The sequence below is a fragment of the Paenibacillus sp. Marseille-P2973 genome (genome assembly GCF_018101095.1).
Classification (GTDB): Bacteria; Bacillota; Bacilli; order Paenibacillales; family Paenibacillaceae; genus Fontibacillus; species Fontibacillus vini.
Map to the genome: position 1 here is coordinate 527419 of NZ_JAGQEH010000004.1, position 20560 is coordinate 547978.

Consider the following 20560-nt stretch of genomic DNA (forward strand, 5'->3'; position numbering starts at 1 on the left):
AACGGATTGAAAGGAACCATTGATCCGCTGCTTGAGCAGCCTATCGGGCTGATGGCGGGATATTTTTCCGTAGCGGTTGTAGAACTGATCGTGTTTCTTTCCTGCTTTGAGCTTGTAACGAAGTATCGGTGCTGGCATGAGATAAAACGGGGAAATATGGCGGCATCGCTGGCCACGGGGGGCAAAATCTTCGGAATTTGCAATATTCTGCGTTTTGCGACCGAACGTTCATCCATTTATGAGTTTATCGGGTGGTCTTTTGTCGGAGCGTTTCTGTTTTTCCTTGCTTATATGATGTTTGAGTTTGTGACCCCGGTCTTTCAGATCGACAAGGAGATCGCAGCGGGCAATGTGGCGGTGGGCTTTATCGCTATGGCCGTTTCGGTTTCGGTGTCCTTTGTGATCGGAGCCTGTATCGTTTAGGAGGAGTATGGCATGTTGAAAAACCTGGTCCGGGTTTTATTCGTGGCCTCGATGCTGTTCTTGATCGCCGGAATCATTTTCTTGGTTAGATCGTGATGACGGGTTGGATGAATAATTAATTTGTTAATGGAAGGATGGGCTGAAATGGAAACGACAATCTGCCCTTGGTGTCAAACCGAAATTGTATGGGATGAAGAATTGGGACCCGAAGAGGAATGTCCTTATTGCCATAATGAGCTTAAGGGATACCGTACTTTGAATATTTCTCTCGGCGAGGAAGATGAATTGGAGGAAGACGAGGATTTGGAGGCGGAAGAAGAAGGCCTCGGTCTTTGGGAAGAGGATGACGAAAGCCATCTGAATGCGATTCGGCGGGTAGAAGCTTTTGCAACGGACGGAGGAGATCTGCTTGCTTATGAATCCGGCGTCGAAAAGATTCTGGACAGGCAGGAAGAAGTTCCCGAATGTCCGCATTGCCGGGAATATATGATGTTTGCGGGAGTTCAGACGTTAGGTGCGGATTATGCTCCTGTCGTGCCCGAGGGTGCAAAAGGGCCGTTGCTGAAACCGGCAGCCAAGCTAAACGTCTATGTCTGCACCGCTTGCTTCCATGTCGGTTCCTTCTTATCGGAGGATGACCGGAACGCATTGATTCGCACAGTAAGTGAAGATTGATTTTTGTGAACATGGGGGCTTTCCCTGGCCATACATTATGGCTGGAGGGAGGCCTCCTTTTACATTTCAAAGAAAACTTGACGATAAGGGGCTCACTCCATTTTTTGCGTCGTTATGTCATGCTTCCCCGCAGATTGGGTATCTTACATTTACACTGAATCGTTGGAGGAGCAAAATGCATGAGCAGTTCTCTTAACGGCCAATCCAGGCTGCTGTTAGCCGTGAATGGATTATTCGTTTTGGCCGGGGCGTTGTCGGGAACTTTTTTGAACGTCTATTTATGGAAGGTCAAACAGGATTTTGCGATGATCGGATGGTTCACGTTCAGTCAACAGCTAGCGCTCGGGCTTACGTTTTGGATCGCCGGCAAATGGGTGAAGGAGCAGGATAAGATGATCTCCCTCCGGCTGGGGATCGTCGTTTCAGGAATATTCTATCTGCTGGTTCTGTGGGCGGGAGCGCATACCGTCGATTATATATGGCCGCTTGGATTTCTGTTCGGCATCGGATCGGGGCTGTTTTGGCTAGCTTTTAATGTCGTTTATTTTGAAGTGACGGATGTCGATACCCGGGATTTGTTCAATGGCTGGATCGGGATTCTGGGCTCCGTGATCGGCATTTTAGGTCCGTGGACTTCCGGTTGGATTATTTCCGCGATGAAGGGAAATCTCGGATATCGCGTCATATTCACGGTTTCGCTGATCGTCTATGGAATCGGCATCCTGCTTAGCTTTTGGCTGAAAAAAAGAAAACGCGGCGGTCCCTACCGGTGGATGGAGCCTTTCCGGCAGTTTGGCAAGAATAGTCCCTGGCGGCAGGCCGTCCCGGCATCCGCGGCTCATGGAGTGCGGGAGGGCGTCTTTTCGTTTCTGGTCACATTGCTCGTATTTATCAGCACTTCGGCAGAGAGGAAAGTCGGCCAGTTTTCGTTGGTTACTTCACTTGTTTCCCTGGTCAGCTTCTGGGCGGTCGGAAAATGGCTCCACATTCGCTTCCGGTATGCCGGAATGCTCGTTGGAGCAGTACTGATTACGGGGGTCATCGGCCCGCTTCTGTGGGACGTCAACTATGTTACGCTGATGCTCTTCGGGATCGGGACTTCCCTGTTCATGCCGCTGTATTTGCTTCCGGTCATCTCCTCCGTGTTCGATCTTATCGGGAAAAATGAGGATACCGTAGAGCAGCGCGTTGAATTGATCGTACTCCGCGAACTGAGCATCATGGTCGGGAGACTGCTTGGCACGCTCCTGTTCATTATCATATTTACCTGGTCTCCTCATATGAAGACGGTCATTTGGCTTATGCTGGGCCTTGGAGCAACCCCTTTGCTCAGTTGGGTTCTCATCCGTAAATTATTTAAGCACCCGGTTGATGCCGCTTGACCGGACAGGAAGTTACAATCCTGGTGATCGCAGGCAGTGGAATCGAATACTTAGCCCGCTCCGTTTAAGGAGCGGGTTTGGTGCTTCGGGTCAGCGCAAACAGTTCCATATCGCTGCGCGGTTTGCCGGCAAGCACATCTGTAATCATCTCAGCGGCGAGCATGCTGCATACGGTTCCGTTCCCTCCATAACCTTCAAGGAAGAAACAATGGGGATAATCCGGATGGGTTCCGATATAAGGCAATCCGTCCCGGGTTTCCCCGAATACGGCTCCCCAGGAATAAGCCGCACGTAGTCCCGATTTTTCCGGAAACATATTGTGAATGAGTTCGAGAAGCTCTTGTCCTTTTTTTATTTCCCGGCCTTCCTTTAACACATTGCCCGTTAAAGGCTCATCCAGCCCTCCGGCCATAATCCGGCCGTCGGGGGTTGTCCGCATATAAAGGTAGGGGCGGGCGGTTTCCCAGATCAGACAGCGCTCGTGCCAATCCTTGAAATGGTTTGCCGGTTCTGTCACGACCGCGTAGGTGCTCGTTAAATAAGCTCCGGGTTCCCGTTTCAGAAGTTGGGTTTCATAACCGGTAGCTACGATGACATGCTTGGCGCGAATGACGCGCTGTCCGGAACGGCAGCTAACCCCGTCACTATGGAATATCCAGCCCGTAATAGGCGTATGCTCGTAAATTTGCAGCCCTTTTGTCGTCGCTTTCTTCAGGAGTTCGTGAACGAGGGCAAACGGATTGATCTCGGCGTCCCCCTGAGTGTAAATTGCCCCAAGCCTGCGGAACGGAAACCGTCCGGAGAAATCTTCTTCGTTCCACCAGTCCACCTGAAATCCGTATTTTTTTAAATTCTCATATTCTTCCCTCAGCATGGAAACATCCTCAGCGGTGCTCGCCATATACAGGCTGCTTCTCTCCTTCGGTAAGAGATCCGGATGCAGCTTTCCTCCCAGTTCTTTTAAACGGACGAGGGCATCCCTGCAGAGCCTGTAAAAGTGAACCGCCGTCTCTTCACCAAATGTATGAATGAATGAGGTCAAGGTTTTATCATTGGCATACTGAAGAATTCCCGTATTCGCCAGCGTGCTGCCCGAGCCGATTTCATTTTTCTCGGCCAAAACGATATTCATGCCTAAATCGGTCAAAAGATGAGCGCAAAGAGCCCCGCTGATTCCGCCCCCAATGATGAGACAGTCGCAAGAAATATCTTGCCCTAAAGCAGGGTAGTCGGGGACAGGACCGATCGTCCTGGGCCAGACGTGTTCGCCCGAATGTAATTTCATCGTTCCATCCCTCCAACAGTGATAGCAAGTGGACTTGTATAGTGTCCCTAATCCAATATTCACCGCGGCGCCACAAGTATAACCTCTGACCTATGATAAAAATTTCGAAGCGGGACATAATATGCCCGAATGCAACTATCTATCAGGAGGAAACGAGATGAACTATACGCAAATGCAGCCGCTGTCCGGCAAAGAAGTCAACTATATTGCGGATTCTGTGGCTAATGAAGACATGTTGATCAAGATGTGCGCGGCTGCAGCCGCCGTAGCCACCAATGCACAAATCGAGCAGGCGATTTCGGAGCATATGCGGGTTCACGAGCATCATCTGCACACGCTGATTAACGCGCTGAAACAGCATCAGCCCCTAGCTCCAAGCCAAGCCCAGTAAATTGCGGATCCAACAAAACCATAGGAGGAATCTTTCGTGAACCCACAAACCAGCACAGGGCAAATGTCCCAGGACGACTTGTTGAAAATAATTCTTGCCGATCTTCGGCGTACGGTTCGAGAGTATACCACAGCGACCACGGAGTCGTCCTGCCCGTCGATCAGACGGACGTTTGCCGAGTTGACGGACAGCACCTTGCGTCTGCAGGGCGATCTTTACACGCTGCTTGAACGGCATCAGATTTATTCGCCTCCTGCCGGAGCTACCCGCCAGGAAATCGATAAGAAAATCCAGGAGGCGGAAAAGACGCACCAGAAGGTGCATCAGTTCGTGCAGCAGCAGACAACCCGTTCGAATTCGTATATGCATCCCGCTAATGTCCCATACCATCAAACCAATATCCAGAATCCTTATTACACTTAAAGCGTTTGACTGGAAAATAAGACCGTAACCCAAAACGTCCACCTCCCGGAATCTTCCATGGAGTGGACGTTTTTCTTTGCAGGATGCCCAATTTCATGTAATATAAGTATTAAATTTAGATTCCGGAGGCAAACGTCTACCGACGCCGCCGGAACAGCGCTGGAGGGTGAAGCATGAAACAATTGAGCGAACTGAAGCTGAAAGTGCTGGATCTCCTGAAAGAGGACGCCCGCCGGGATCCGAAGCTGCTGGCAACCTTGCTGGGCGTATCTTCGGAAGAAGTCGCAGCCGCGATCGCCGAATTGGAAGAAGATCACGTCATCGTGAAATATGCGACCGTGATCAATTCGAGCAAATTGGACGACGAGAAAGTAACCGCCTTGATCGAAGTGCAAATCACGCCCGAACGCGGGAGAGGCTTCGAAGCCATCGCGGAACGGATTTACCTGTTCCCGCAGGTGATGTCCGTCTATCTGATGTCCGGAGCTTACGATTTGTTGGTGGAAGTGGAAGGGCGCAATTTGAAGGAAGTGGCCAGTTTCGTCTCCGACAAGCTGTCACCGCTGGAATCCGTACTTTCAACGAAAACGCATTTTATTCTTAAAAAATATAAACAAGACGGCATCATTTTCGAAGATCCCGAAGAAGACCGCCGCCTGATGATTTCTCCGTAAAGGAAGTAATGTTATGAGCGTAAAATCACAAGGACAGGCAGAACAAAACGAAAATTCAATGACTTCTTACTTAGCTCCGCGGGTTAGAGATATTAAGCCTTCAGGGATTCGCCGTTTCTTCGACCTTGCCAGCGGCAATAAGGATATTATTACGCTGGGGGTAGGGGAGCCTGACTTCATTACTCCATGGCATGTCCGGGAAGCTTGCGTCTACTCTCTGGAGCGCGGCTTTACGAGCTACACAAGCAATGCAGGCACTCCCGAGCTTCGCGAAGCGATTGCGGAATATCTGTATAACAGCTACGAAGTGAAATATAACCCGAAAGATGAAATCCTTGTGACTGTGGGTGCGAGCGAAGCTATTGATCTGGCCTTGCGCGCGCTGATCGTACCTGGAGATGAAATTCTGGTTCCGGCGCCTTGTTACATCTCTTATTCGCCGATTACCGAAGTCGGCGGCGGTGTACCGGTGGAAATCGAGACATTCGCCAAGGACAATTTCAAATTGAAGCCGGAACAGCTTAAAGCGGCAATCACTCCGAAATCCAAGGTTTTGATTCTGAATTATCCGAGCAACCCGACCGGCGGCACCATGAGTTATGAGGATTGGCTGCCGATTGCGAAAATCGTGGAAGAACACGACCTGATCGTAATTTCCGACGAAATTTATTCCGAATTGACTTATGGCGATAAGCACGTAAGTTTTGCCTCCATTCCCGGAATGAAAGACCGGACCATTCTGGTCAACGGCTTTTCCAAAGCTTTTGCGATGACAGGCTGGCGCATGGGATATGCTTGCGGCCATCCGGATTTGATCTACGCCATGCTGAAGATTCATCAATACACTGTCATGTGCGCTCCGGTTATGGGTCAGGTAGCAGCGCTTGAAGCCCTCAAAAATGGGCTGAAGGAGAAGGACCTTATGGTCGAATCCTACAACCAACGCAGAAGATTGATCGTTCAAGGATTGCGTGATGTCGGTTTGTCTTGTCATGAGCCTCAAGGCGCTTTCTATGCATTCCCGAGCGTCGAGTCAACCGGCCTGAGCTCGGATGAATTTGCCACCCGGCTATTGGTTGAGGCCAAAGTTGCGGCTGTGCCCGGAAATGTGTTCGGTGCGGGCGGTGAAGGCTTCCTCCGCTGCTCCTATGCGACTTCCGTAAATCAGATCAGCGAGGCGCTCCACCGGATGGGACAATTCATTCATAAATTGAAGCAAGGCTGATTCTTAAGTACCTCACCCGGGAAAATGGGGCTAATTAACATTTCTTTCATATTTTAATTGATCACTGTCCAATTGACATGGTATAATTTTATTTTGGAAGAGGGTTTAGTTTCTCAGGGAGGGATTACTTTTGGGTTGTGGTGAATACAATTTGCCTTTCGAACTAGCCGGAATTGTGATCGCAGACGGCAACGATAGAAATCAATGGATAGACGAAGTCGGTCGCAAGACTTCACCACAAGCGGTTTCCTTGGAGGATGAGATCCATTTGCTTCGCAGTAAAATGGAAAAGATATTCCAGCAGGAAAATTCCTTTACTTCGGATATCGTTATTGAGATCAGCAGCTTGCTGGATTTAAAGATCAATGAATTTATGAAGAGTCACCGGAAAAACAAAGAAGCGAAATTATAGAAATTAAATGAACCAGACTATTCCAGGGAAGATCCTACAAGGATCTTCTTTTTTAAATTTATGGTATATTTGAAAATAGGAAAAGGGGGTTGTTTATGACGATTTATACACGTACCGGTGACCAGGGGCAGACGTCGGTTATCGGCGGGAGAGTATATAAGGATGACGAACGGGTGGAGGCTTACGGCACGATCGACGAACTGAACAGCTTTGTAGGATTAGCCGGGAGCTGTGCGGATCAAGCGAAGTTTGCCGATTTGAAAGAGGATTTGCAGCAGATTCAACAGGAGCTGTTTGACTGCGGATCGGACCTCGCTTTTGCAAAAGTTGATGAAAGACGTTTTAAAGTTACCCCGGACATGGCGGAACGGCTCGAGTCATGGATTGACCGTTACGAAGCGGAAAATCCGGTGATTGAGAAATTCATTCTGCCAGGAGGGACAGAACTTGCCTCCTTGCTGCATGTTTGCCGGACCGTCTGCCGTCGTGCAGAGCGGCAAGCGGTAACGTTGAGCCGGAAAGCCGAAGTAAATTGGGAGGCCGTGAAATACTTGAACCGTCTCTCCGACTTTTTCTTCGCGGCGGCCCGGACGGCAAATGCGCGCCAGCAAACTCCCGATGTGGAGTACATTCGCAGTGGGAAGGTGTTTCGCAATTAATTATGACCGCTTACTATAAACCAATAACATATAGGGTTACGGAACAAGAGGACGGTTGGCTGTTAAAAACCGTGCTGCAACGCAGGCTCGGGGTGTCCCGAAAGCTGCTGTCACGCATCAAGCTGACGGAACGGGGCGTCATGCTGAACGGGGAGCGGGTGTTTATCAGCGTCCCGGTCAAACCGGGGGATATGGTCTCTATCTCGCTGGAGCAGGAAATCTCGGAGGATATTTTACCGGAACCTATTCCGTTTGATATTGTTTACGAGGATGAAGCCCTGTTGATCGTAAACAAGGCTCCCGGGATCATTGTGCACCCGACACACGGACATTACACGGGCACGCTTGCTAACGGTGTGGTGCATTACTGGCGGGAAAAGGGGGAGGCCGTCCGCTTTCGTCCGGTACATCGCTTGGATCAGGAAACGAGCGGGATTATCGCGATCGCCAAGAACGCTTATATCCATCAGCATATTTCCGAACAGTTGATCGCGGGCCAGGTCACGAAGAAGTATGCCGCGCTTGTACACGGCTGCCCCGCCTCGCCCGACGGGCTTATCGACGGGCCGATCGACCGTGACCCGCTGGAGCCGCATCGGCGCATCGTTACCCCAAGCGGATATCCGGCGTTGACCTATTACAAAGTCTCCGCGTGTTACGGATTGGGAGCACTGGTGGAACTGCGGCTGGGAACGGGGCGGACGCATCAAATCCGCGTTCACATGACTTCGATCGGCCACCCGTTGATCGGGGACAAGTTGTATACCTGGAGCACAGCCCAGGGAACGGAAGGACAGAACATGTCCGCATCGGTATTGGATGCGGCGATCGGCCGTCAAGCGCTTCATGCGGCGGAGCTTGGATTTCGGCACCCGCTGACTGGCGAGGATTTACTGTTTCGTGCGCCTCTTCCGCCGGACATGGAGACATTGCGGCGGAAGCTGGAATGTGGAGAATAAGAAAGTGAAGGAGAACTTGTTTAATGAGTAATTTGATCGTGTACCACTATCCGCCCTGCGGCACTTGCCGCAAGGCTGTTAAATGGCTTGAAGCTCAGGGGCATCAGCTGGATTTGAGAAATATTAAGGAGAATCCGCCTGAGCCGGCCTTGTTGACCGAATTGGTCGAGCTTAGCGGGCTGGAGTTGAAGAAATTTTTCAATACCAGCGGAGAAGTGTACAAGGAATTGGGACTAAAAGATAAATTGTCCTCCATGGCAAAGGAAGACCAGATCAAGCTGCTGTCATCAAACGGGATGCTGATTAAGCGTCCGCTGGTGTCGGATGGAAAATCAGTTACGGTAGGCTTCAAAGAGGAAGCTTACGAGCAGGCTTGGCACAAATAGATAACGATCAGGAAGGAGAGTCAGACATGACAATAAATCAGAACGGAAAAGAAAGCATTCTGCTGGTTGACGGGATGGCTTTGATGTTCCGGGCGTTTTATGCATCTGCCGCCACGGGATACATCCGCCGAACCAAAGCAGGCCTTCCGACCAATGCGGTTTATGGGTTTATGCGTTACTTCTGGGATGCCGTGCAGAAATTTGCCCCGACGCATATCGCCTGCTGTTGGGATCTTGGGAGCAAAACCTTCCGGACGGAGCAGTTTGCGGCCTACAAAGGCAACCGTTCGGAAGCGCCCGACGAATTGATTCCGCAGTTTTCCGTAATCCGGGACGTGATGGAAAGCCTCGGGATTCCAAATGTCAGCTGTCCCGGTTATGAAGCGGATGATTGCATCGGCACCCTGGCCGCTAAATTCAGCGAGGATATGCAGGTGTACATTCTTACGGGAGATCATGATATGCTGCAGTTGGTCAGCGAGCGGACGAGCGTCATTATTATGAAAAAAGGACATGGCAATTATATGGTTTATACGCCGGAAAGTCTGATGGAAGAGAAACAACTGACACCGCGCCAAATCATCGACCTGAAGGGGCTGATGGGCGATACGAGCGATAACTATCCCGGCGTGCGGGGAATCGGTGAGAAAACGGCGCTGAAGCTCGTGCAAGAGTACGGATCGGTGGAGGGAATTCTGGGCAATTTGGATTCTCTGAGCAAGTCGGTCCGGGGCAAAATTGAAGCCGATCTGGACATGCTCCATTTATCGAGACAGCTGGCGGAAATCCGCTGCGATGTGGATGTGGTGTGCATTCCCGACTCCTGCCGGCTTGAATTGAACGCTGCGGCGGTCGCATCCAAATTCGAGGAATTGGAAATGGCAAGCATCAGCTCGCTGATGGGGCTCGCGGCAACGCCGTAAGGAATAACTAAATAAAACAGGAAATGACGGTGCGGAGAGATCGATCTCTAATGCACCGTCATTTCTTTTTATTTATCCGTATCATACAAAATTTGTCCAGTCAGCGATAAATCGTAGCCATGAATCGAACCCAGCTCCTGCCGGAATTCGGGAGATTGCAAGGTTTGCAGCAGAAGCTGGACCCATTCGGCGTTAGATTTTGTTTTTAACATGACCAAGTCATAGCGTTCCTTGATCAACGGCACGAAATCGACGGTATTGATCAGGGAAACCGCATGCTCAATCCCAACGCCAACATCAGCCTGGCCGGCAGCGACCTTGCCCGCCACGGCGAGATGACTTGTCTCCACGTCCTCGTATCCCTCGATGCCTGAGCGTGAAATCCCGTGGATGCGCAGCTGTTCATCCAGAAGTACACGGGCCCCGGAGCCAATTTCCCGATTAATCATTTTCAGGCCGGTTCTGCCCAAATCCGCCCATGTCAGCAATTGCTTGGGATTGCCGCGTTTGACGTATAACCCGGCTTGACGCTGAAGCAGGTTGACGACGACATAGGAATGGCCGGTCAGAATTTTGGTGATATAAGGGATATTGTATTCTCCGCTGCTTCCGTCCAGCAAATGGGTACTGACGATGTCGCTCTTTCCGTGATACATGGAGATCAGGCTGTCGAGACTTCCGTCATGCGAGCGGAGGGGCCGAAGCGAAGAATTAGCCCGCTCAAGATGCTTGGCCAGCAGATCCAGACTAAGGTCCTGACCGGTAATGACCAGGGTTCCTGGATGAGGCTCACGGCCGGAGGAGCTTTGCTCATCTTTGGCGAATTCCTTTGGAATCTCCCGTTCGGCATTCAGGTTGTTATTACGCTGAGAACGGGAAGCAGCCGCTCCGCCGCTTTTCGCATTCTGCTTGTACATCTCCAGATCATCCGCATCGACCCGCATCTGTTTGCCAACCCGGTAGGCAGGAAGATCTCCTTTTTTGATCAGATCATATACAGTTAATTTGGAAACCTTAAGCAGTTTTGCGACTTCTTCAGTAGTGTAGGAAACATCGTTCATGGGTATCCTCCATTGACAACTTTATGTCTAATTATAATTAGTTATATTCAAATATATCTAGATATAATAAAATGAATTATTATTGGTACATGTTTGGAGGGTTTTAGATGCCATCAGGTTTAAAATCTATGTTTGGCGGCCGGGCTTTAATCGGAACATTGCTGCTTATCGCAATTTTGTCCGGATGCGCCAACGCCAACGCAGGGAATAAAGCCGAGACCTCAAGCAACAGCAAACAAACGTCGTCAAATAACCTTGAGAGTTCAGTCACGCTGACGGTATCGGCGGCAGCAAGTCTTAAAGAGAGCATGGAAGAGATTTCCGCGCTGTATGAAGCAGAGCATGAAAATATCAAGCTAACGATGAATTTCGGCGCCTCGGGATCCTTGCAAAAACAAATTGAGCAAGGAGCGCCCGCCGATTTGTTTCTGTCGGCAGGACAGAAGCAAATGACGGCTCTAATCGATGGCAAGTTCGTCAATGCCGACAGCAAGGTTGATTTGCTGCGCAATCGTCTTGTCCTAATCGTTCCGTCGGATGCTTCCGTTGTCCCTGCATCTTTAGAAGTCTTGCAGGAGAAAGACTTTGGCATGATCGCACTCGGCGAACCCGAAGTGGTTCCTGCGGGTTCTTATACGAAGGAAGCGTTGGAGAACGGACAGTTATGGACGATGCTCCAGCCTAAAATGGTGTTTGCCAAAGACGTAACTCAAGTGCTGACTTATGTAGAATCGGGAAATGCGGATGCGGGGTTCGTCTACGAGAGCGATGCGAAACTTACATCCAAGGTGAAAACGGCGCTGGTGCTCGATGAGAAGAGCCATACGCCCATCCTGTATCCCGCAGGAATTGTTGCGGCAACCAAATATCCTGATGAAGCTGACCAATTCCTTGAATTTCTGCAATCGGCAGCAGCTAGCAACGTATTCCGGAATTACGGTTTCAGCGTGGCGGAGTGATGCCTGAGATGGAATGGAGCGATTTTTGGTCGCCTGTCGGATTATCCTTGAAAGTGTCGCTGCTAGCGGGCATCATCGCTTTTTTGATCGCAGGTTACATAGCATGGCTGATGGCCGGCAAGAAGTTTTGGGGCAAAACGATCTTGGAGACGATCTTTATGCTGCCTATGGTTTTGCCTCCTACCGTCGTCGGCTTCTTGCTGCTGATGGCGTTTGGCCGCCGGAGCCCGGTCGGCAAGCTGTTCGAAACACTTGCCGGGCTGCCGATCGTATTTACCTGGGGGGCCGCCGTACTGTCCGCGGCTGTCGTCGCCTTCCCGTTAGCCTATCAATCGGCCAAGGCCGGCTTTGCCTCTATTGACCGGGACCTGCTGTCCGCCGGCCGTTCCATGGGCGCTTCCGAGTGGCAGGTCTTGTTTTACATCGCCGTTCCGCTGGCCCAGCGTTCCCTGACAACCGCCTTCGTGCTGTCGTTTACCAGAGCGCTTGGCGAATTTGGCGCCACTCTGATGCTGGCCGGGAATATCCCCGGCAGGACGCAGACACTGCCGACCGCCATCTATATGGCGGTGGAGTCCGGTGACACGACTACCGCATGGGCATGGGCTGCCTTCATGATTCTGATCTCATTTCTTCTTCTGGCCTTGAGTGGTCGGCGTTCGGAAAAAGAGGAGTAGAGAGGTCCATCACCATGATGCCTATGATGCCAATCACAGATCAATCGGTGAAATAGGCTTCGCCGACCACCTGATACAGAAACGATTTGAGCTCGTGGCTCTCTTCTTCACTCAGACCGAAAACGTGCTCCAGATAGCCTTCTTCCTCCAGATCGTCCGTACCCAGGATAGCAGTCTTGCCGTTCTGGAGATCCGTAACAAGCTTTTTCCCGTAAAAACGGTTTGTGGTCGTAACGGCCAGATCGAAGCGCTTTAGAGAGGCGTTGCCTATAAAAGTTACAAATCGGGTGGATGTACTTTCCGTGCTGTCTGATAAAAAGTCCAAATCGTGGTGCTGTTCGTTCATTTGCAAAGCCTCCTCGGATACTAGTTGTCTTCTGTCATTATAGCCGAAAAACGGAGCGGCGGGGAAATGATAACGGATTGACAGCTGCGAAAAAAATGGTATGATTAGGAATAACAGTATACGACTAGGGGAAGCACCTCTCTTGAATTTTTCAGGAGGGGTGCTTTTTTGCGTGTTTATAAACATGGGATTGTCGTAGCTGACGTGAATTGGGAGGGGAAAAAAGGATGCGGATTGTTTTTTTGAACAGTTTGGAAAAGAAGAGCAGCGATGCGGTGTCTGGCGGAGCTCAAGTCTGGATCGGTGAAGAGGAAGGGCTATGGCGGATGGGCTGGAACGAAACGACAGCGGAGGGGGAGCAGGAGACCATTTGGTATGAGGGCGGCTCCTGGTCAGAAATGCTGCATGTGTACCGCCATCGTCTTGTCGTTAAGCTGGGTGAAGGCTATCGCCCGGTGATTGAAGGGATCTGGGATGAGCGAGAGGAGTTCCAAGGGCGGGGAATGGCGGCACAGAAGCTGATTTGCTACAGTGAGCTGCACGGGAATGAGGAGTTTTACAACGAACTCTGTGCCTGGCGGCGTAAGAAGGCCTCCGCTGACCGGAAGGCGCCGTATATGATTGCCAGTAACCGGCTGCTGAGGCTGATCAGCGTATTCAAGCCTTGGACGACTGAAGAATTGCTGCAGCTTCCCGGCGTGGGCGAAAGCAAGGCCGCCGAATACGGACCAGAACTGCTGGAAATGGCTCAGGCCCAGGGGGGCGAACGGCCGGGTGACTTCCCCCTTGGCTGGGTGGAGCAGAATATCGACGAGGATGTATTCCGATCTTGGATGTACAAGCAGAAGGAGGCGAAGTTCAAGCTGGAGATGGAGAAGTTCAGTACCCGCCGCGTTGTGCTGGAATCACTGGCCCAAGGTCTTGATTTGCAGGAGATTTGCGTACGGACGAACCTGGACCGAAGAGAGGCCGTGGAATTACTTGAATTGCTTGAGAAGGACGGGTATACGACGGATTCATTGGTTCAATTAGAACTCAAGGACATGCCGGCGGAGCAGCAGAATGAAGTATGGAAGGCGTTCGAGGAAATGGGCGACAGCTTCTTAAAGCCGGTGCTGCAGCGCGTTTATGATCAGGAGACGCTTGATGCGGGAGGCCTGGACAAGCTTTACGAACGGCTGCGGCTTCTGCGGATCTCATATCGCCGACAGAAGGAGCGAGCTCCTAAGGCGGGTTAATTCCTTCTAAAAAAGCCGGCAAGCGGCGAACCTGTTCATGGTTCGCCGTTTGCCGGCTTTGCTGATTTTAGTTTTAGATCCAGTCCCGTTTCCTGAACAGATAGAACATTCCCGCTCCAAGCACGATCATAATGCCTAGGACAACATAGTAACTGTACTTCCAATGAAGTTCAGGCATATGGTCGAAGTTCATTCCGTAGATACCGGTAATTAGCGTAAGCGGGATGAAAATCGTCGTAATCGCCGTAAACACGCGCATGATTTCGTTCGCACGGTTGGCGATGGCGGCCTGATAAGCTTCTCGTAAGTTTCCTACGAGTTCCCGGAAGGTATCGAAGTTTTCGGAAATCTTAACGGCGTTCTCATAGATGTCGCTGAAATATTTCTGCAATTGGTCGTCGATCAGCCGCAGATCTTTTTTGTTTAGAATATTAATAACTTCTTTTTGTGGACCCAGCACTTTCTTAAGCCAGAGTATTTCGCTTCGTAGTCCGATAATTTCGTTAAGATGGGACCGCTTGGTATGCATGAGAATGTCTTCTTCCAGCTTCTCGATCTTGACTTCGATCCGGTCACCGACGATGAAATAATTGTCAACTACAAGGTCGATAAGGAAATAAAGGAACCGGTCGGGCTCGCTGACCTCCTGTTCCCAGAGGATCGGCTTTACAGCCCGGAGTTCGTTGATTTTTTGTTTGGTTACGGTAATGATATAATGCCGGCCCAGAAAAAGGTTCAGCGCCCGCAAGAAGATTTCCTCGTCATCATAACGGATACTGTTGACTACAATAAAATAGTGGTTATCATAAGTTTCAATTTTTGGGCGCTGCTCTTCTTCGGTAAGACAATCCTCCACCGCAAGATCGTGCAATGAGAACAGCGGCTGAAGCAGGGCCAGGTCTTCAACATCGGCATCGATCCAATAGAACCCTTGCTCAGGCGGTGTTGTTGTCATTTCTACATCTGCTACCGGAGTAAATACACCGGCGACTACATGACGGATTTTCATGCTCTTCACTCCCTTTCCGGCTGGAAGCAGCCGGTTATGCTCACTTTGGTCTGGCTGAGCACAGGAAGGTGATACAGCGGTGGTGCGGGAACGCCGAATAAGGCGTTTTATGAAAACACCGGGAAAAGAAAGTGCCCGTTATTACCCGCAGGGCGCCTGCTGATCGGTTTCCTATGCGATTGTTGCTTCAGGATACTACACTGCGGACTCGGGTCGCCTTCCATCCTCGGATTCACCTCTTTGTTATTAGGGATATAGTGCCTCTTAAACACTTGTCTAGTATAACGCCGGGGTGTGAATTGTTTCAAGCCAAAAAGTTGTGGACAAATAAGGGCATTTGGCTTGTGAAAATAAACATTTCATGTATAATGAAAATCAGTATATTTAAATTTGATTACAAAAACTAAATACTTAGACGATTTTCTTATCAAGAGTAGGTGGAGGGACTGGCCCGATGATACCCGGCAACCGGCGATACGTCGCACGGTGCTAATTCTTGCGGAACCGAGTAGTGCGATTTGTTGGCACCCGGTCTCTGAGAGATGAGAGAGGAGCATTCAGGAATAAATGATGACCTTTCTCTATGTTAAGAGTGAGGTCTTTTTTCTTGTCAACGCCCGCTTTCAGCAAGCAAAATTCCAGTCTAGTCGTCAGAAGGAGTGAAAAATCATGCCGATTAAAGTACCGGATCATTTGCCGGCCAAGGAAGTGCTTACGAACGAAAATATTTTTGTGATGGATGAGAGCCGGGCCTATCAGCAGGATATACGTCCGCTGCGTATCGCCATTCTGAATCTGATGCCGATCAAGGAAACGACGGAGTCTCAAATCTTGCGTCTGCTTGGCAATACGCCGCTTCAGGTCGAGATCGTTTTGCTTCACCCCCGGTCACATACTTCCAAGAACACGTCCGCGGAACACCTGAACATGTTCTACAAAACCTTTGATGAAATCAGAGGCCGCCGCTTTGACGGTATGATTGTGACGGGTGCTCCGGTCGAACAGTTTGAATTTGAAGAAGTGAATTATTGGGAAGAGTTGAAGGAAATCTTCGAATGGAGCAAAAGCCACGTAACTTCGACGATGCATATATGTTGGGCTTCCCAAGCGGGTCTTTATTATCACTACGGCGTCCGGAAATTGAACTTGGAGAAAAAGTGCTTCGGCGTGTTCCCGCATACGGTCAACAATCCGCATGTGAAACTTCTGCGCGGCTTTGACGAAGTGTTCCAGGTGCCCCACTCCCGTCACACGGATGTCTCCCGGGAAGATATCGAACGCGTGCCTGAGCTTGAAATCTTGGCGGAATCCGAAGAAGCCGGCATCTATCTCGTAGCGTCGCGGGACGGGAAGCAGATTTTTGTAACCGGCCATTCGGAGTACGATCCATGTTCACTCAAATGGGAATACGACCGGGATGTCGCTAAAGGACTCGACATCGATTTGCCGGTCAACTACTATCCGAATAACGATCCTTCCAAAACTCCTGCTTCAAGCTGGAGAGCGCATGCTAATTTATTATTCTCCAACTGGCTGAATTACTATGTGTATCAGGAAACACCCTATGATATCGATCAATTGGCCGAATTTATTTATCAGATCTAAAGTGGAGGGGTATTCAAGGTGAAAGAGAACAAATGGCATTTGGAGAGCAGATTGGCACAGATCGGTTCGGTAGAGGAGCCGGTCACGGGTGCGGTAAACTACCCGATATATCAAGCGACAGCGTTCCGGCATCCGCGGCTCGGTCAGAGCACGGGATTTGATTATTCCCGTACGAAGAGCCCGACCCGAACTGTACTTGAAGAAGCTTCCGCGGCACTCGAATGCGGGGACGCGGGATTTGCCTGCAGTTCGGGTATGGCCGCGCTGCAGACCGTATTCAGCTTGTTTTCCCAAGGTGATCATCTGATCGTATCGCTTGATTTGTACGGAGGAACTTACCGGTTGCTGGAGCGGATATTGTCCAGGTTCGGGATTAGCGCTTCCTATGTGGATACCAACGATTTGGACGCCCTTGAGAGCGAGCGCAAACCGAATACGAAAGCGGTATTCATTGAAACTCCGACCAATCCGTTGATGATGATTACCGACATTGAGGCGGTTACTGTTTGGGCGAAGCGTCATCAGCTGGTGACCGTTGTGGATAATACGCTGCTGACGCCATATTTTCAGCGCCCGCTTGAACTTGGTGCGGATATTGTCGTCCACAGTGCGACCAAATATTTGGGCGGCCATAACGATGTGCTTGCCGGCTTGATTATCACGAAGGGTGAAGAATTGTCACGCGAGATCGCTTTTCTTCACAATTCCATCGGTGCCGTGCTCAGCCCAACCGACTCCTATCAGCTTATGCGCGGCATGAAGACCTTGGCACTGAGAATGGAACGCCATGAGAGCAATGCTCTCGCCATCGCGAAATACTTGCAGCAGCATCCGCAAATCGCGGAGGTGTTCCATCCTGGACTGCCGGATCATCCGGGTCATGATATTCAAAAGAAGCAAGCCAGCGGCAATACGGGGATCTTTGCTTTTAAAGTCACCGATGCCCGTTATGTTGAGCCCGTGCTCCGGCACCTGGAATTGATCGCTTTTGCGGAAAGTCTGGGCGGAGTGGAATCGCTGATGACTTATCCGGCAGTTCAGACCCACGCCGACATCCCTGTCGAAATCCGCGAAGCGGTCGGTGTAGACGACCGGTTGCTCCGCTTCTCGGTAGGTATTGAGCATGCGGAGGATTTGATCGAGGACCTGGGTCAGGCACTCGAGGCAGCTCGGCTGGAAGTCGAAGGAGGTCAAGGGAATGAGTGATAGCGGACAATCTCAGCAAGGCGGATCGCCGGAATTACCGGCCAAGAAATTCGATACGAAGCTGATCCACTTCGGAAATGAAGTCGACGCCGCTACGGGGGCGTCCAGCGTCCCGATCTACCAGGCATCCACTTTCCATCATCACGACATCTTTAACCCGCCGGAATACGACTATAGCCGTTCAGGCAATCCGACCCGTCAGGCGTTGGAAGATTATATAGCGGTTCTCGAGGGCGGTTCGCGCGGATTGGCGTTTGCCAGCGGTATGGCGGCGATCTCGACCACGTTCATGCTGTTTTCGGCCGGCGATCATCTGATTGTGACGGAAGATGTATACGGCGGTACATATCGGTTGCTTACCAATATATTAAGCCGGATGAACATTGAGGCGACCTTCGTCGACATGACGGATTTTGCCGCAGTTCAAGCGGCGCTGAAGCCGAATACGAAGGCCGTGTTTATGGAGACGCCGTCCAATCCGACCCTTAAAATCACGGACCTCGCCTTGATCGCGAAGTGGGCTCAGGAAAATGACTTGCTCAGCATCGTTGACAACACATTTATGACACCGTACTACCAGCGGCCTATTGAGCTTGGCGTAGATATCGTGCTGCACAGCGCGACGAAATTCCTGGGCGGGCATAGCGATGTTCTGGCCGGTCTGGCTGTGGCCCGGAACGAGTCGTTGGGGAACCGTCTGAAATACTTGCAGAACGGTCTCGGCACCGTGCTTGGTGCCCAGGATTCCTGGCTGCTGATGCGGGGCATGAAGACGCTTGGCGCGCGCATGGCGCACAGCGAAATCAGTGCTCGCAAGCTTGCCGATTGGTTGAGCCGGCGGGACGATATTGACGCCGTGTTTTATCCAGGCCTGCCTGAACACCCGGGTCGTGACGTTCAGGAACGGCAATCGGCCGGCTACGGCGCGGTCGTATCGTTCGACGTCGGCTCGGGCGAGCGGGCGAAGCAAGTGCTGAGCAAGGTCCGGCTTCCGCTTGTGGCCGTCAGCCTTGGCGCTGTCGAAAGCATCCTGTCGTACCCGGCCATGATGTCACATGCGTCCATGCCGCAGGAAGTCCGGTATGAGCGCGGCATTACCGACGGCTTGCTGCGCTTCTCCGTCGGTCTTGAAGATATCGGCGATTTGATCGCCGATCTGGAACAGGCGCTGAAGAACAGCTAATACATTCGCCTCCTTAACAGCACCCGAGCTTGGATCGGGTGCTGTTCTAAATTCCGGGAGGTTATTTTATAATGAAGATGATTGTGTTACGATTATCTGGTATGGTTTTGGAATTTTTTGATTATTTATCAGATGTAGTTCAAAAAGTCGACTTTTTGAACTCACACTATTAGGAAAACGCTAGGAGGCAGCCAAATGACCGCAATTAATCATATTTTAGACAAGGCGCTGCAAGGGGAGCGCCTCGACCTTGAAGATACGATCAAGCTGTTTGAGTCGGACGAAGTGGAGAAAATGGGTCATGTGGCCAACATTTTAATGGAGCGAAAGCATCCCGACCCGGTGACGACCTTCGTCATTGGACGGAACGTAAACTATACGAATGTTTGCGACGTGTATTGCCGGTTTTGCGCATTTTATCGTCGTCCAGGCTCGGAAGAAGGCTATGTGCTGCCCGATGAGACTATTTTTCAAAAAATCCAGGAAACGATCGATGTTGCCGGAACCGAAATTCTGATGCAGGGCGGAACCAATCCGAATTTGCCGTTCAGCTACTACACGGATTTGTTGAAAGCCATCAAGGCCAGATTCCCGGAAATTACGATGCATTCGTTCTCTCCTGCGGAAATTTTGAAAATGAAGGAAGTTTCTAACGGACTTTCTCTCGAGGAAGTGCTGCGCGAGATTCATGCGGCGGGATTGGATTCGCTGCCCGGCGGCGGAGCGGAAATTCTCGATGACCGTACCCGGCGTAAAATCAGTCGGGCGAAAGGCTCCTGGCGCGATTGGATGGATGTGATGCAGACGGCTCATCGGATCGGCATGAATACGACCGCGACTATGGTTATCGGCTTCGGCGAATCGATGGAAGAGCGCGCGCTTCACCTGCTTCGTGTCCGCGAAGCGCAGGACGAGTGCATTCAGAACGGATATCCGTCCGAAGGCTTTCTTGCCTTTATTCCTTGGACGTTCCAGCCGGACAACACCAATCTCAAGGTGGACCGCCAGACGCCGGAATCTTACTTGAAGACCGTAGCGATCAGCCGGATCGTGCTCGACAATATTAAGAATCTGCAGTCCTCCTGGGTTACGATGGGACCAGAAGTCGGCAGGTTGTCCCTGCAGTATGGCTGCAATGATTTTGGAAGTACGATGATTGAAGAAAATGTCGTATCCTCCGCCGGTGCTACGTACAAGGTTAACATCGAGTCGATCTTGTCGATCATCCGCTCGGCAGGCAAAACGCCGGCCCAACGGAATACGAAATATGAAATCCTTCGCGTATTTGATAAGGACTCCAGTATTGAACGCGACTTTATCATGCAAAATTAATTAATTATTCATTTGGTAATGCTGGCTATCTTTCCATAGGCCCGCCCCGTATATCCGTTTCCCTCCCGCCATATACTTTGGGAAGGAAGCGAAAGGGGAGAGCTTATGGATTTTTTTTCGTTGCGTG

General features: G+C 50.8%; 23 protein-coding genes and 1 riboswitch. Of the genes, 19 read left to right on the forward strand and 4 right to left on the reverse strand.

Annotated elements, in window-relative coordinates; translation table 11 throughout:
* The first annotated feature begins 6 nt into the window (after nucleotides 1-6).
* The 3 genes from KB559_RS11910 (at nucleotide 7) to KB559_RS11920 (ending at nucleotide 2480) form a co-directional block, all read left to right on the forward strand.
* On the forward strand, nucleotides 7-423 hold the full coding sequence (locus KB559_RS11910) for a DUF350 domain-containing protein (protein ID WP_211022101.1): 417 nt from the start codon (nucleotides 7-9) through the stop codon (nucleotides 421-423).
* Between the two features lie 144 nt (nucleotides 424-567).
* Nucleotides 568-1098 (forward strand): hypothetical protein, encoded by a 531-nt coding sequence (locus KB559_RS11915; RefSeq protein ID WP_211022103.1) that lies wholly within the window; start codon nucleotides 568-570, stop codon nucleotides 1096-1098.
* A gap of 179 nt (nucleotides 1099-1277) precedes the next feature.
* Nucleotides 1278-2480 (forward strand): MFS transporter, encoded by a 1203-nt coding sequence (locus tag KB559_RS11920; protein ID WP_211022105.1) that lies wholly within the window; start codon nucleotides 1278-1280, stop codon nucleotides 2478-2480.
* 64 nt (nucleotides 2481-2544) lie between these two features.
* Here the strand turns inward: KB559_RS11920 and KB559_RS11925 are convergent, their stop codons facing one another.
* Nucleotides 2545-3765 (reverse strand): NAD(P)/FAD-dependent oxidoreductase, encoded by a 1221-nt coding sequence (locus tag KB559_RS11925; RefSeq protein ID WP_211022106.1) that lies wholly within the window; start codon nucleotides 3763-3765, stop codon nucleotides 2545-2547.
* A gap of 157 nt (nucleotides 3766-3922) precedes the next feature.
* Between KB559_RS11925 and KB559_RS11930 the strand changes: the two genes are divergently transcribed.
* The 9 genes from KB559_RS11930 (at nucleotide 3923) to KB559_RS11970 (ending at nucleotide 9817) form a co-directional block, all read left to right on the forward strand.
* On the forward strand, nucleotides 3923-4156 hold the full coding sequence (locus tag KB559_RS11930) for a hypothetical protein (protein WP_211022108.1): 234 nt from the start codon (nucleotides 3923-3925) through the stop codon (nucleotides 4154-4156).
* A 36-nt stretch (nucleotides 4157-4192) separates the two neighbouring features.
* Nucleotides 4193-4579, forward strand: coding sequence for a spore coat protein (locus tag KB559_RS11935; protein ID WP_244861649.1), 387 nt, complete (start codon nucleotides 4193-4195; stop codon nucleotides 4577-4579).
* 173 nt (nucleotides 4580-4752) lie between these two features.
* Entirely contained in the window at nucleotides 4753-5253 is a 501-nt protein-coding gene (locus KB559_RS11940) for an Lrp/AsnC family transcriptional regulator (RefSeq protein ID WP_211022110.1), read from the forward strand.
* Between the two features lie 13 nt (nucleotides 5254-5266).
* On the forward strand, nucleotides 5267-6478 hold the full coding sequence (locus KB559_RS11945) for an aminotransferase class I/II-fold pyridoxal phosphate-dependent enzyme (protein WP_211022112.1): 1212 nt from the start codon (nucleotides 5267-5269) through the stop codon (nucleotides 6476-6478).
* Nucleotides 6479-6686: 208 nt separating this feature from the next.
* On the forward strand, nucleotides 6687-6890 hold the full coding sequence (locus tag KB559_RS11950) for an aspartyl-phosphate phosphatase Spo0E family protein (RefSeq protein WP_373316847.1): 204 nt from the start codon (nucleotides 6687-6689) through the stop codon (nucleotides 6888-6890).
* A 95-nt stretch (nucleotides 6891-6985) separates the two neighbouring features.
* Complete coding sequence (locus tag KB559_RS11955) at nucleotides 6986-7549, forward strand: cob(I)yrinic acid a,c-diamide adenosyltransferase (protein ID WP_211022115.1); 564 nt, start codon at nucleotides 6986-6988, stop codon at nucleotides 7547-7549.
* 2 nt (nucleotides 7550-7551) lie between these two features.
* The gene (locus KB559_RS11960) at nucleotides 7552-8508 is read left to right on the forward strand and encodes an RluA family pseudouridine synthase (protein WP_211022117.1); all 957 of its coding nucleotides are present in this window, start codon (nucleotides 7552-7554) and stop codon (nucleotides 8506-8508) included.
* A gap of 23 nt (nucleotides 8509-8531) precedes the next feature.
* On the forward strand, nucleotides 8532-8894 hold the full coding sequence (locus KB559_RS11965) for an arsenate reductase family protein (protein WP_211022119.1): 363 nt from the start codon (nucleotides 8532-8534) through the stop codon (nucleotides 8892-8894).
* Between the two features lie 26 nt (nucleotides 8895-8920).
* Nucleotides 8921-9817, forward strand: a complete 897-nt coding sequence (locus KB559_RS11970) for a 5'-3' exonuclease (RefSeq protein ID WP_247681753.1) — start codon at nucleotides 8921-8923, stop codon at nucleotides 9815-9817.
* A 68-nt stretch (nucleotides 9818-9885) separates the two neighbouring features.
* Here KB559_RS11970 and KB559_RS11975 read toward each other — a convergent pair whose 3' ends face one another.
* Entirely contained in the window at nucleotides 9886-10878 is a 993-nt protein-coding gene (locus KB559_RS11975; RefSeq protein ID WP_211022121.1) for a substrate-binding domain-containing protein, read from the reverse strand.
* A 107-nt stretch (nucleotides 10879-10985) separates the two neighbouring features.
* Between KB559_RS11975 and modA the strand changes: the two genes are divergently transcribed.
* A complete protein-coding gene (gene modA, locus KB559_RS11980) occupies nucleotides 10986-11837 on the forward strand; it encodes a molybdate ABC transporter substrate-binding protein (RefSeq protein ID WP_247681754.1) in 852 nt (283 codons plus the stop codon).
* On the forward strand, nucleotides 11837-12514 hold the full coding sequence (gene modB, locus KB559_RS11985) for a molybdate ABC transporter permease subunit (protein ID WP_211022123.1): 678 nt from the start codon (nucleotides 11837-11839) through the stop codon (nucleotides 12512-12514). The genes modA and modB overlap by 1 nt, the downstream gene beginning before the upstream one ends.
* Nucleotides 12515-12554: 40 nt before the next feature.
* On the opposite strand, the gene KB559_RS11990 is transcribed toward modB, so the two are convergent.
* On the reverse strand, nucleotides 12555-12860 hold the full coding sequence (locus KB559_RS11990) for a DUF3055 domain-containing protein (RefSeq protein WP_211022125.1): 306 nt from the start codon (nucleotides 12858-12860) through the stop codon (nucleotides 12555-12557).
* A gap of 227 nt (nucleotides 12861-13087) precedes the next feature.
* Between KB559_RS11990 and KB559_RS11995 the strand changes: the two genes are divergently transcribed.
* The gene (locus KB559_RS11995) at nucleotides 13088-14098 is read left to right on the forward strand and encodes an HRDC domain-containing protein (protein ID WP_211022128.1); all 1011 of its coding nucleotides are present in this window, start codon (nucleotides 13088-13090) and stop codon (nucleotides 14096-14098) included.
* A 73-nt stretch (nucleotides 14099-14171) separates the two neighbouring features.
* On the opposite strand, the gene corA is transcribed toward KB559_RS11995, so the two are convergent.
* On the reverse strand, nucleotides 14172-15107 hold the full coding sequence (corA, locus tag KB559_RS12000) for a magnesium/cobalt transporter CorA (RefSeq protein WP_211022130.1): 936 nt from the start codon (nucleotides 15105-15107) through the stop codon (nucleotides 14172-14174).
* Nucleotides 15108-15528: 421 nt separating this feature from the next.
* A riboswitch (SAM riboswitch) is annotated at nucleotides 15529-15656 on the forward strand.
* Nucleotides 15657-15776: 120 nt separating this feature from the next.
* On the opposite strand from corA, the gene metA reads away from it, so the two are divergent.
* The 4 genes from metA to mqnC all read left to right on the forward strand — a co-directional run bounded on the left by metA (nucleotide 15777) and on the right by mqnC (nucleotide 20433).
* Nucleotides 15777-16712, forward strand: coding sequence for a homoserine O-acetyltransferase MetA (metA, locus tag KB559_RS12005; RefSeq protein ID WP_211022131.1), 936 nt, complete (start codon nucleotides 15777-15779; stop codon nucleotides 16710-16712).
* A gap of 18 nt (nucleotides 16713-16730) precedes the next feature.
* The gene (locus tag KB559_RS12010) at nucleotides 16731-17918 is read left to right on the forward strand and encodes a PLP-dependent transferase (RefSeq protein WP_211022132.1); all 1188 of its coding nucleotides are present in this window, start codon (nucleotides 16731-16733) and stop codon (nucleotides 17916-17918) included.
* Nucleotides 17911-19101, forward strand: a complete 1191-nt coding sequence (locus tag KB559_RS12015; protein ID WP_211022133.1) for a trans-sulfuration enzyme family protein — start codon at nucleotides 17911-17913, stop codon at nucleotides 19099-19101. The genes KB559_RS12010 and KB559_RS12015 overlap by 8 nt, the downstream gene beginning before the upstream one ends.
* Nucleotides 19102-19296: 195 nt before the next feature.
* Complete coding sequence (mqnC, locus tag KB559_RS12020) at nucleotides 19297-20433, forward strand: cyclic dehypoxanthinyl futalosine synthase (protein ID WP_211022134.1); 1137 nt, start codon at nucleotides 19297-19299, stop codon at nucleotides 20431-20433.
* The last annotated feature ends 127 nt before the right edge of the window (nucleotides 20434-20560 follow it).

Excerpts from the sequence above, each read along its gene's own strand:
- KB559_RS12015 (WP_211022133.1), top strand. The coding sequence starts at position 17,911 with ATGAGTGATAGCGGACAATCTCAGCAAGGCGGATCGCCGGAATTACCG.
- KB559_RS11970 (WP_247681753.1), top strand. The coding sequence starts at position 8,921 with ATGACAATAAATCAGAACGGAAAAGAAAGCATTCTGCTGGTTGACGGG.
- metA (WP_211022131.1), top strand. The coding sequence starts at position 15,777 with ATGCCGATTAAAGTACCGGATCATTTGCCGGCCAAGGAAGTGCTTACG.
- KB559_RS11995 (WP_211022128.1), top strand. The coding sequence starts at position 13,088 with ATGCGGATTGTTTTTTTGAACAGTTTGGAAAAGAAGAGCAGCGATGCG.
- KB559_RS11990 (WP_211022125.1), bottom strand. The coding sequence starts at position 12,860 with ATGAACGAACAGCACCACGATTTGGACTTTTTATCAGACAGCACGGAA.
- modB (WP_211022123.1), top strand. The coding sequence starts at position 11,837 with ATGCCTGAGATGGAATGGAGCGATTTTTGGTCGCCTGTCGGATTATCC.
- KB559_RS11955 (WP_211022115.1), top strand. The coding sequence starts at position 6,986 with ATGACGATTTATACACGTACCGGTGACCAGGGGCAGACGTCGGTTATC.
- KB559_RS11915 (WP_211022103.1), top strand. The coding sequence starts at position 568 with ATGGAAACGACAATCTGCCCTTGGTGTCAAACCGAAATTGTATGGGAT.
- KB559_RS11940 (WP_211022110.1), top strand. The coding sequence starts at position 4,753 with ATGAAACAATTGAGCGAACTGAAGCTGAAAGTGCTGGATCTCCTGAAA.
- KB559_RS11960 (WP_211022117.1), top strand. The coding sequence starts at position 7,552 with ATGACCGCTTACTATAAACCAATAACATATAGGGTTACGGAACAAGAG.
- KB559_RS11945 (WP_211022112.1), top strand. The coding sequence starts at position 5,267 with ATGAGCGTAAAATCACAAGGACAGGCAGAACAAAACGAAAATTCAATG.
- modA (WP_247681754.1), top strand. The coding sequence starts at position 10,986 with ATGCCATCAGGTTTAAAATCTATGTTTGGCGGCCGGGCTTTAATCGGA.
- KB559_RS11975 (WP_211022121.1), bottom strand. The coding sequence starts at position 10,878 with ATGAACGATGTTTCCTACACTACTGAAGAAGTCGCAAAACTGCTTAAG.
- mqnC (WP_211022134.1), top strand. The coding sequence starts at position 19,297 with ATGACCGCAATTAATCATATTTTAGACAAGGCGCTGCAAGGGGAGCGC.
- KB559_RS11925 (WP_211022106.1), bottom strand. The coding sequence starts at position 3,765 with ATGAAATTACATTCGGGCGAACACGTCTGGCCCAGGACGATCGGTCCT.
- corA (WP_211022130.1), bottom strand. The coding sequence starts at position 15,107 with ATGAAAATCCGTCATGTAGTCGCCGGTGTATTTACTCCGGTAGCAGAT.
- KB559_RS11920 (WP_211022105.1), top strand. The coding sequence starts at position 1,278 with ATGAGCAGTTCTCTTAACGGCCAATCCAGGCTGCTGTTAGCCGTGAAT.
- KB559_RS11965 (WP_211022119.1), top strand. The coding sequence starts at position 8,532 with ATGAGTAATTTGATCGTGTACCACTATCCGCCCTGCGGCACTTGCCGC.
- KB559_RS11930 (WP_211022108.1), top strand. The coding sequence starts at position 3,923 with ATGAACTATACGCAAATGCAGCCGCTGTCCGGCAAAGAAGTCAACTAT.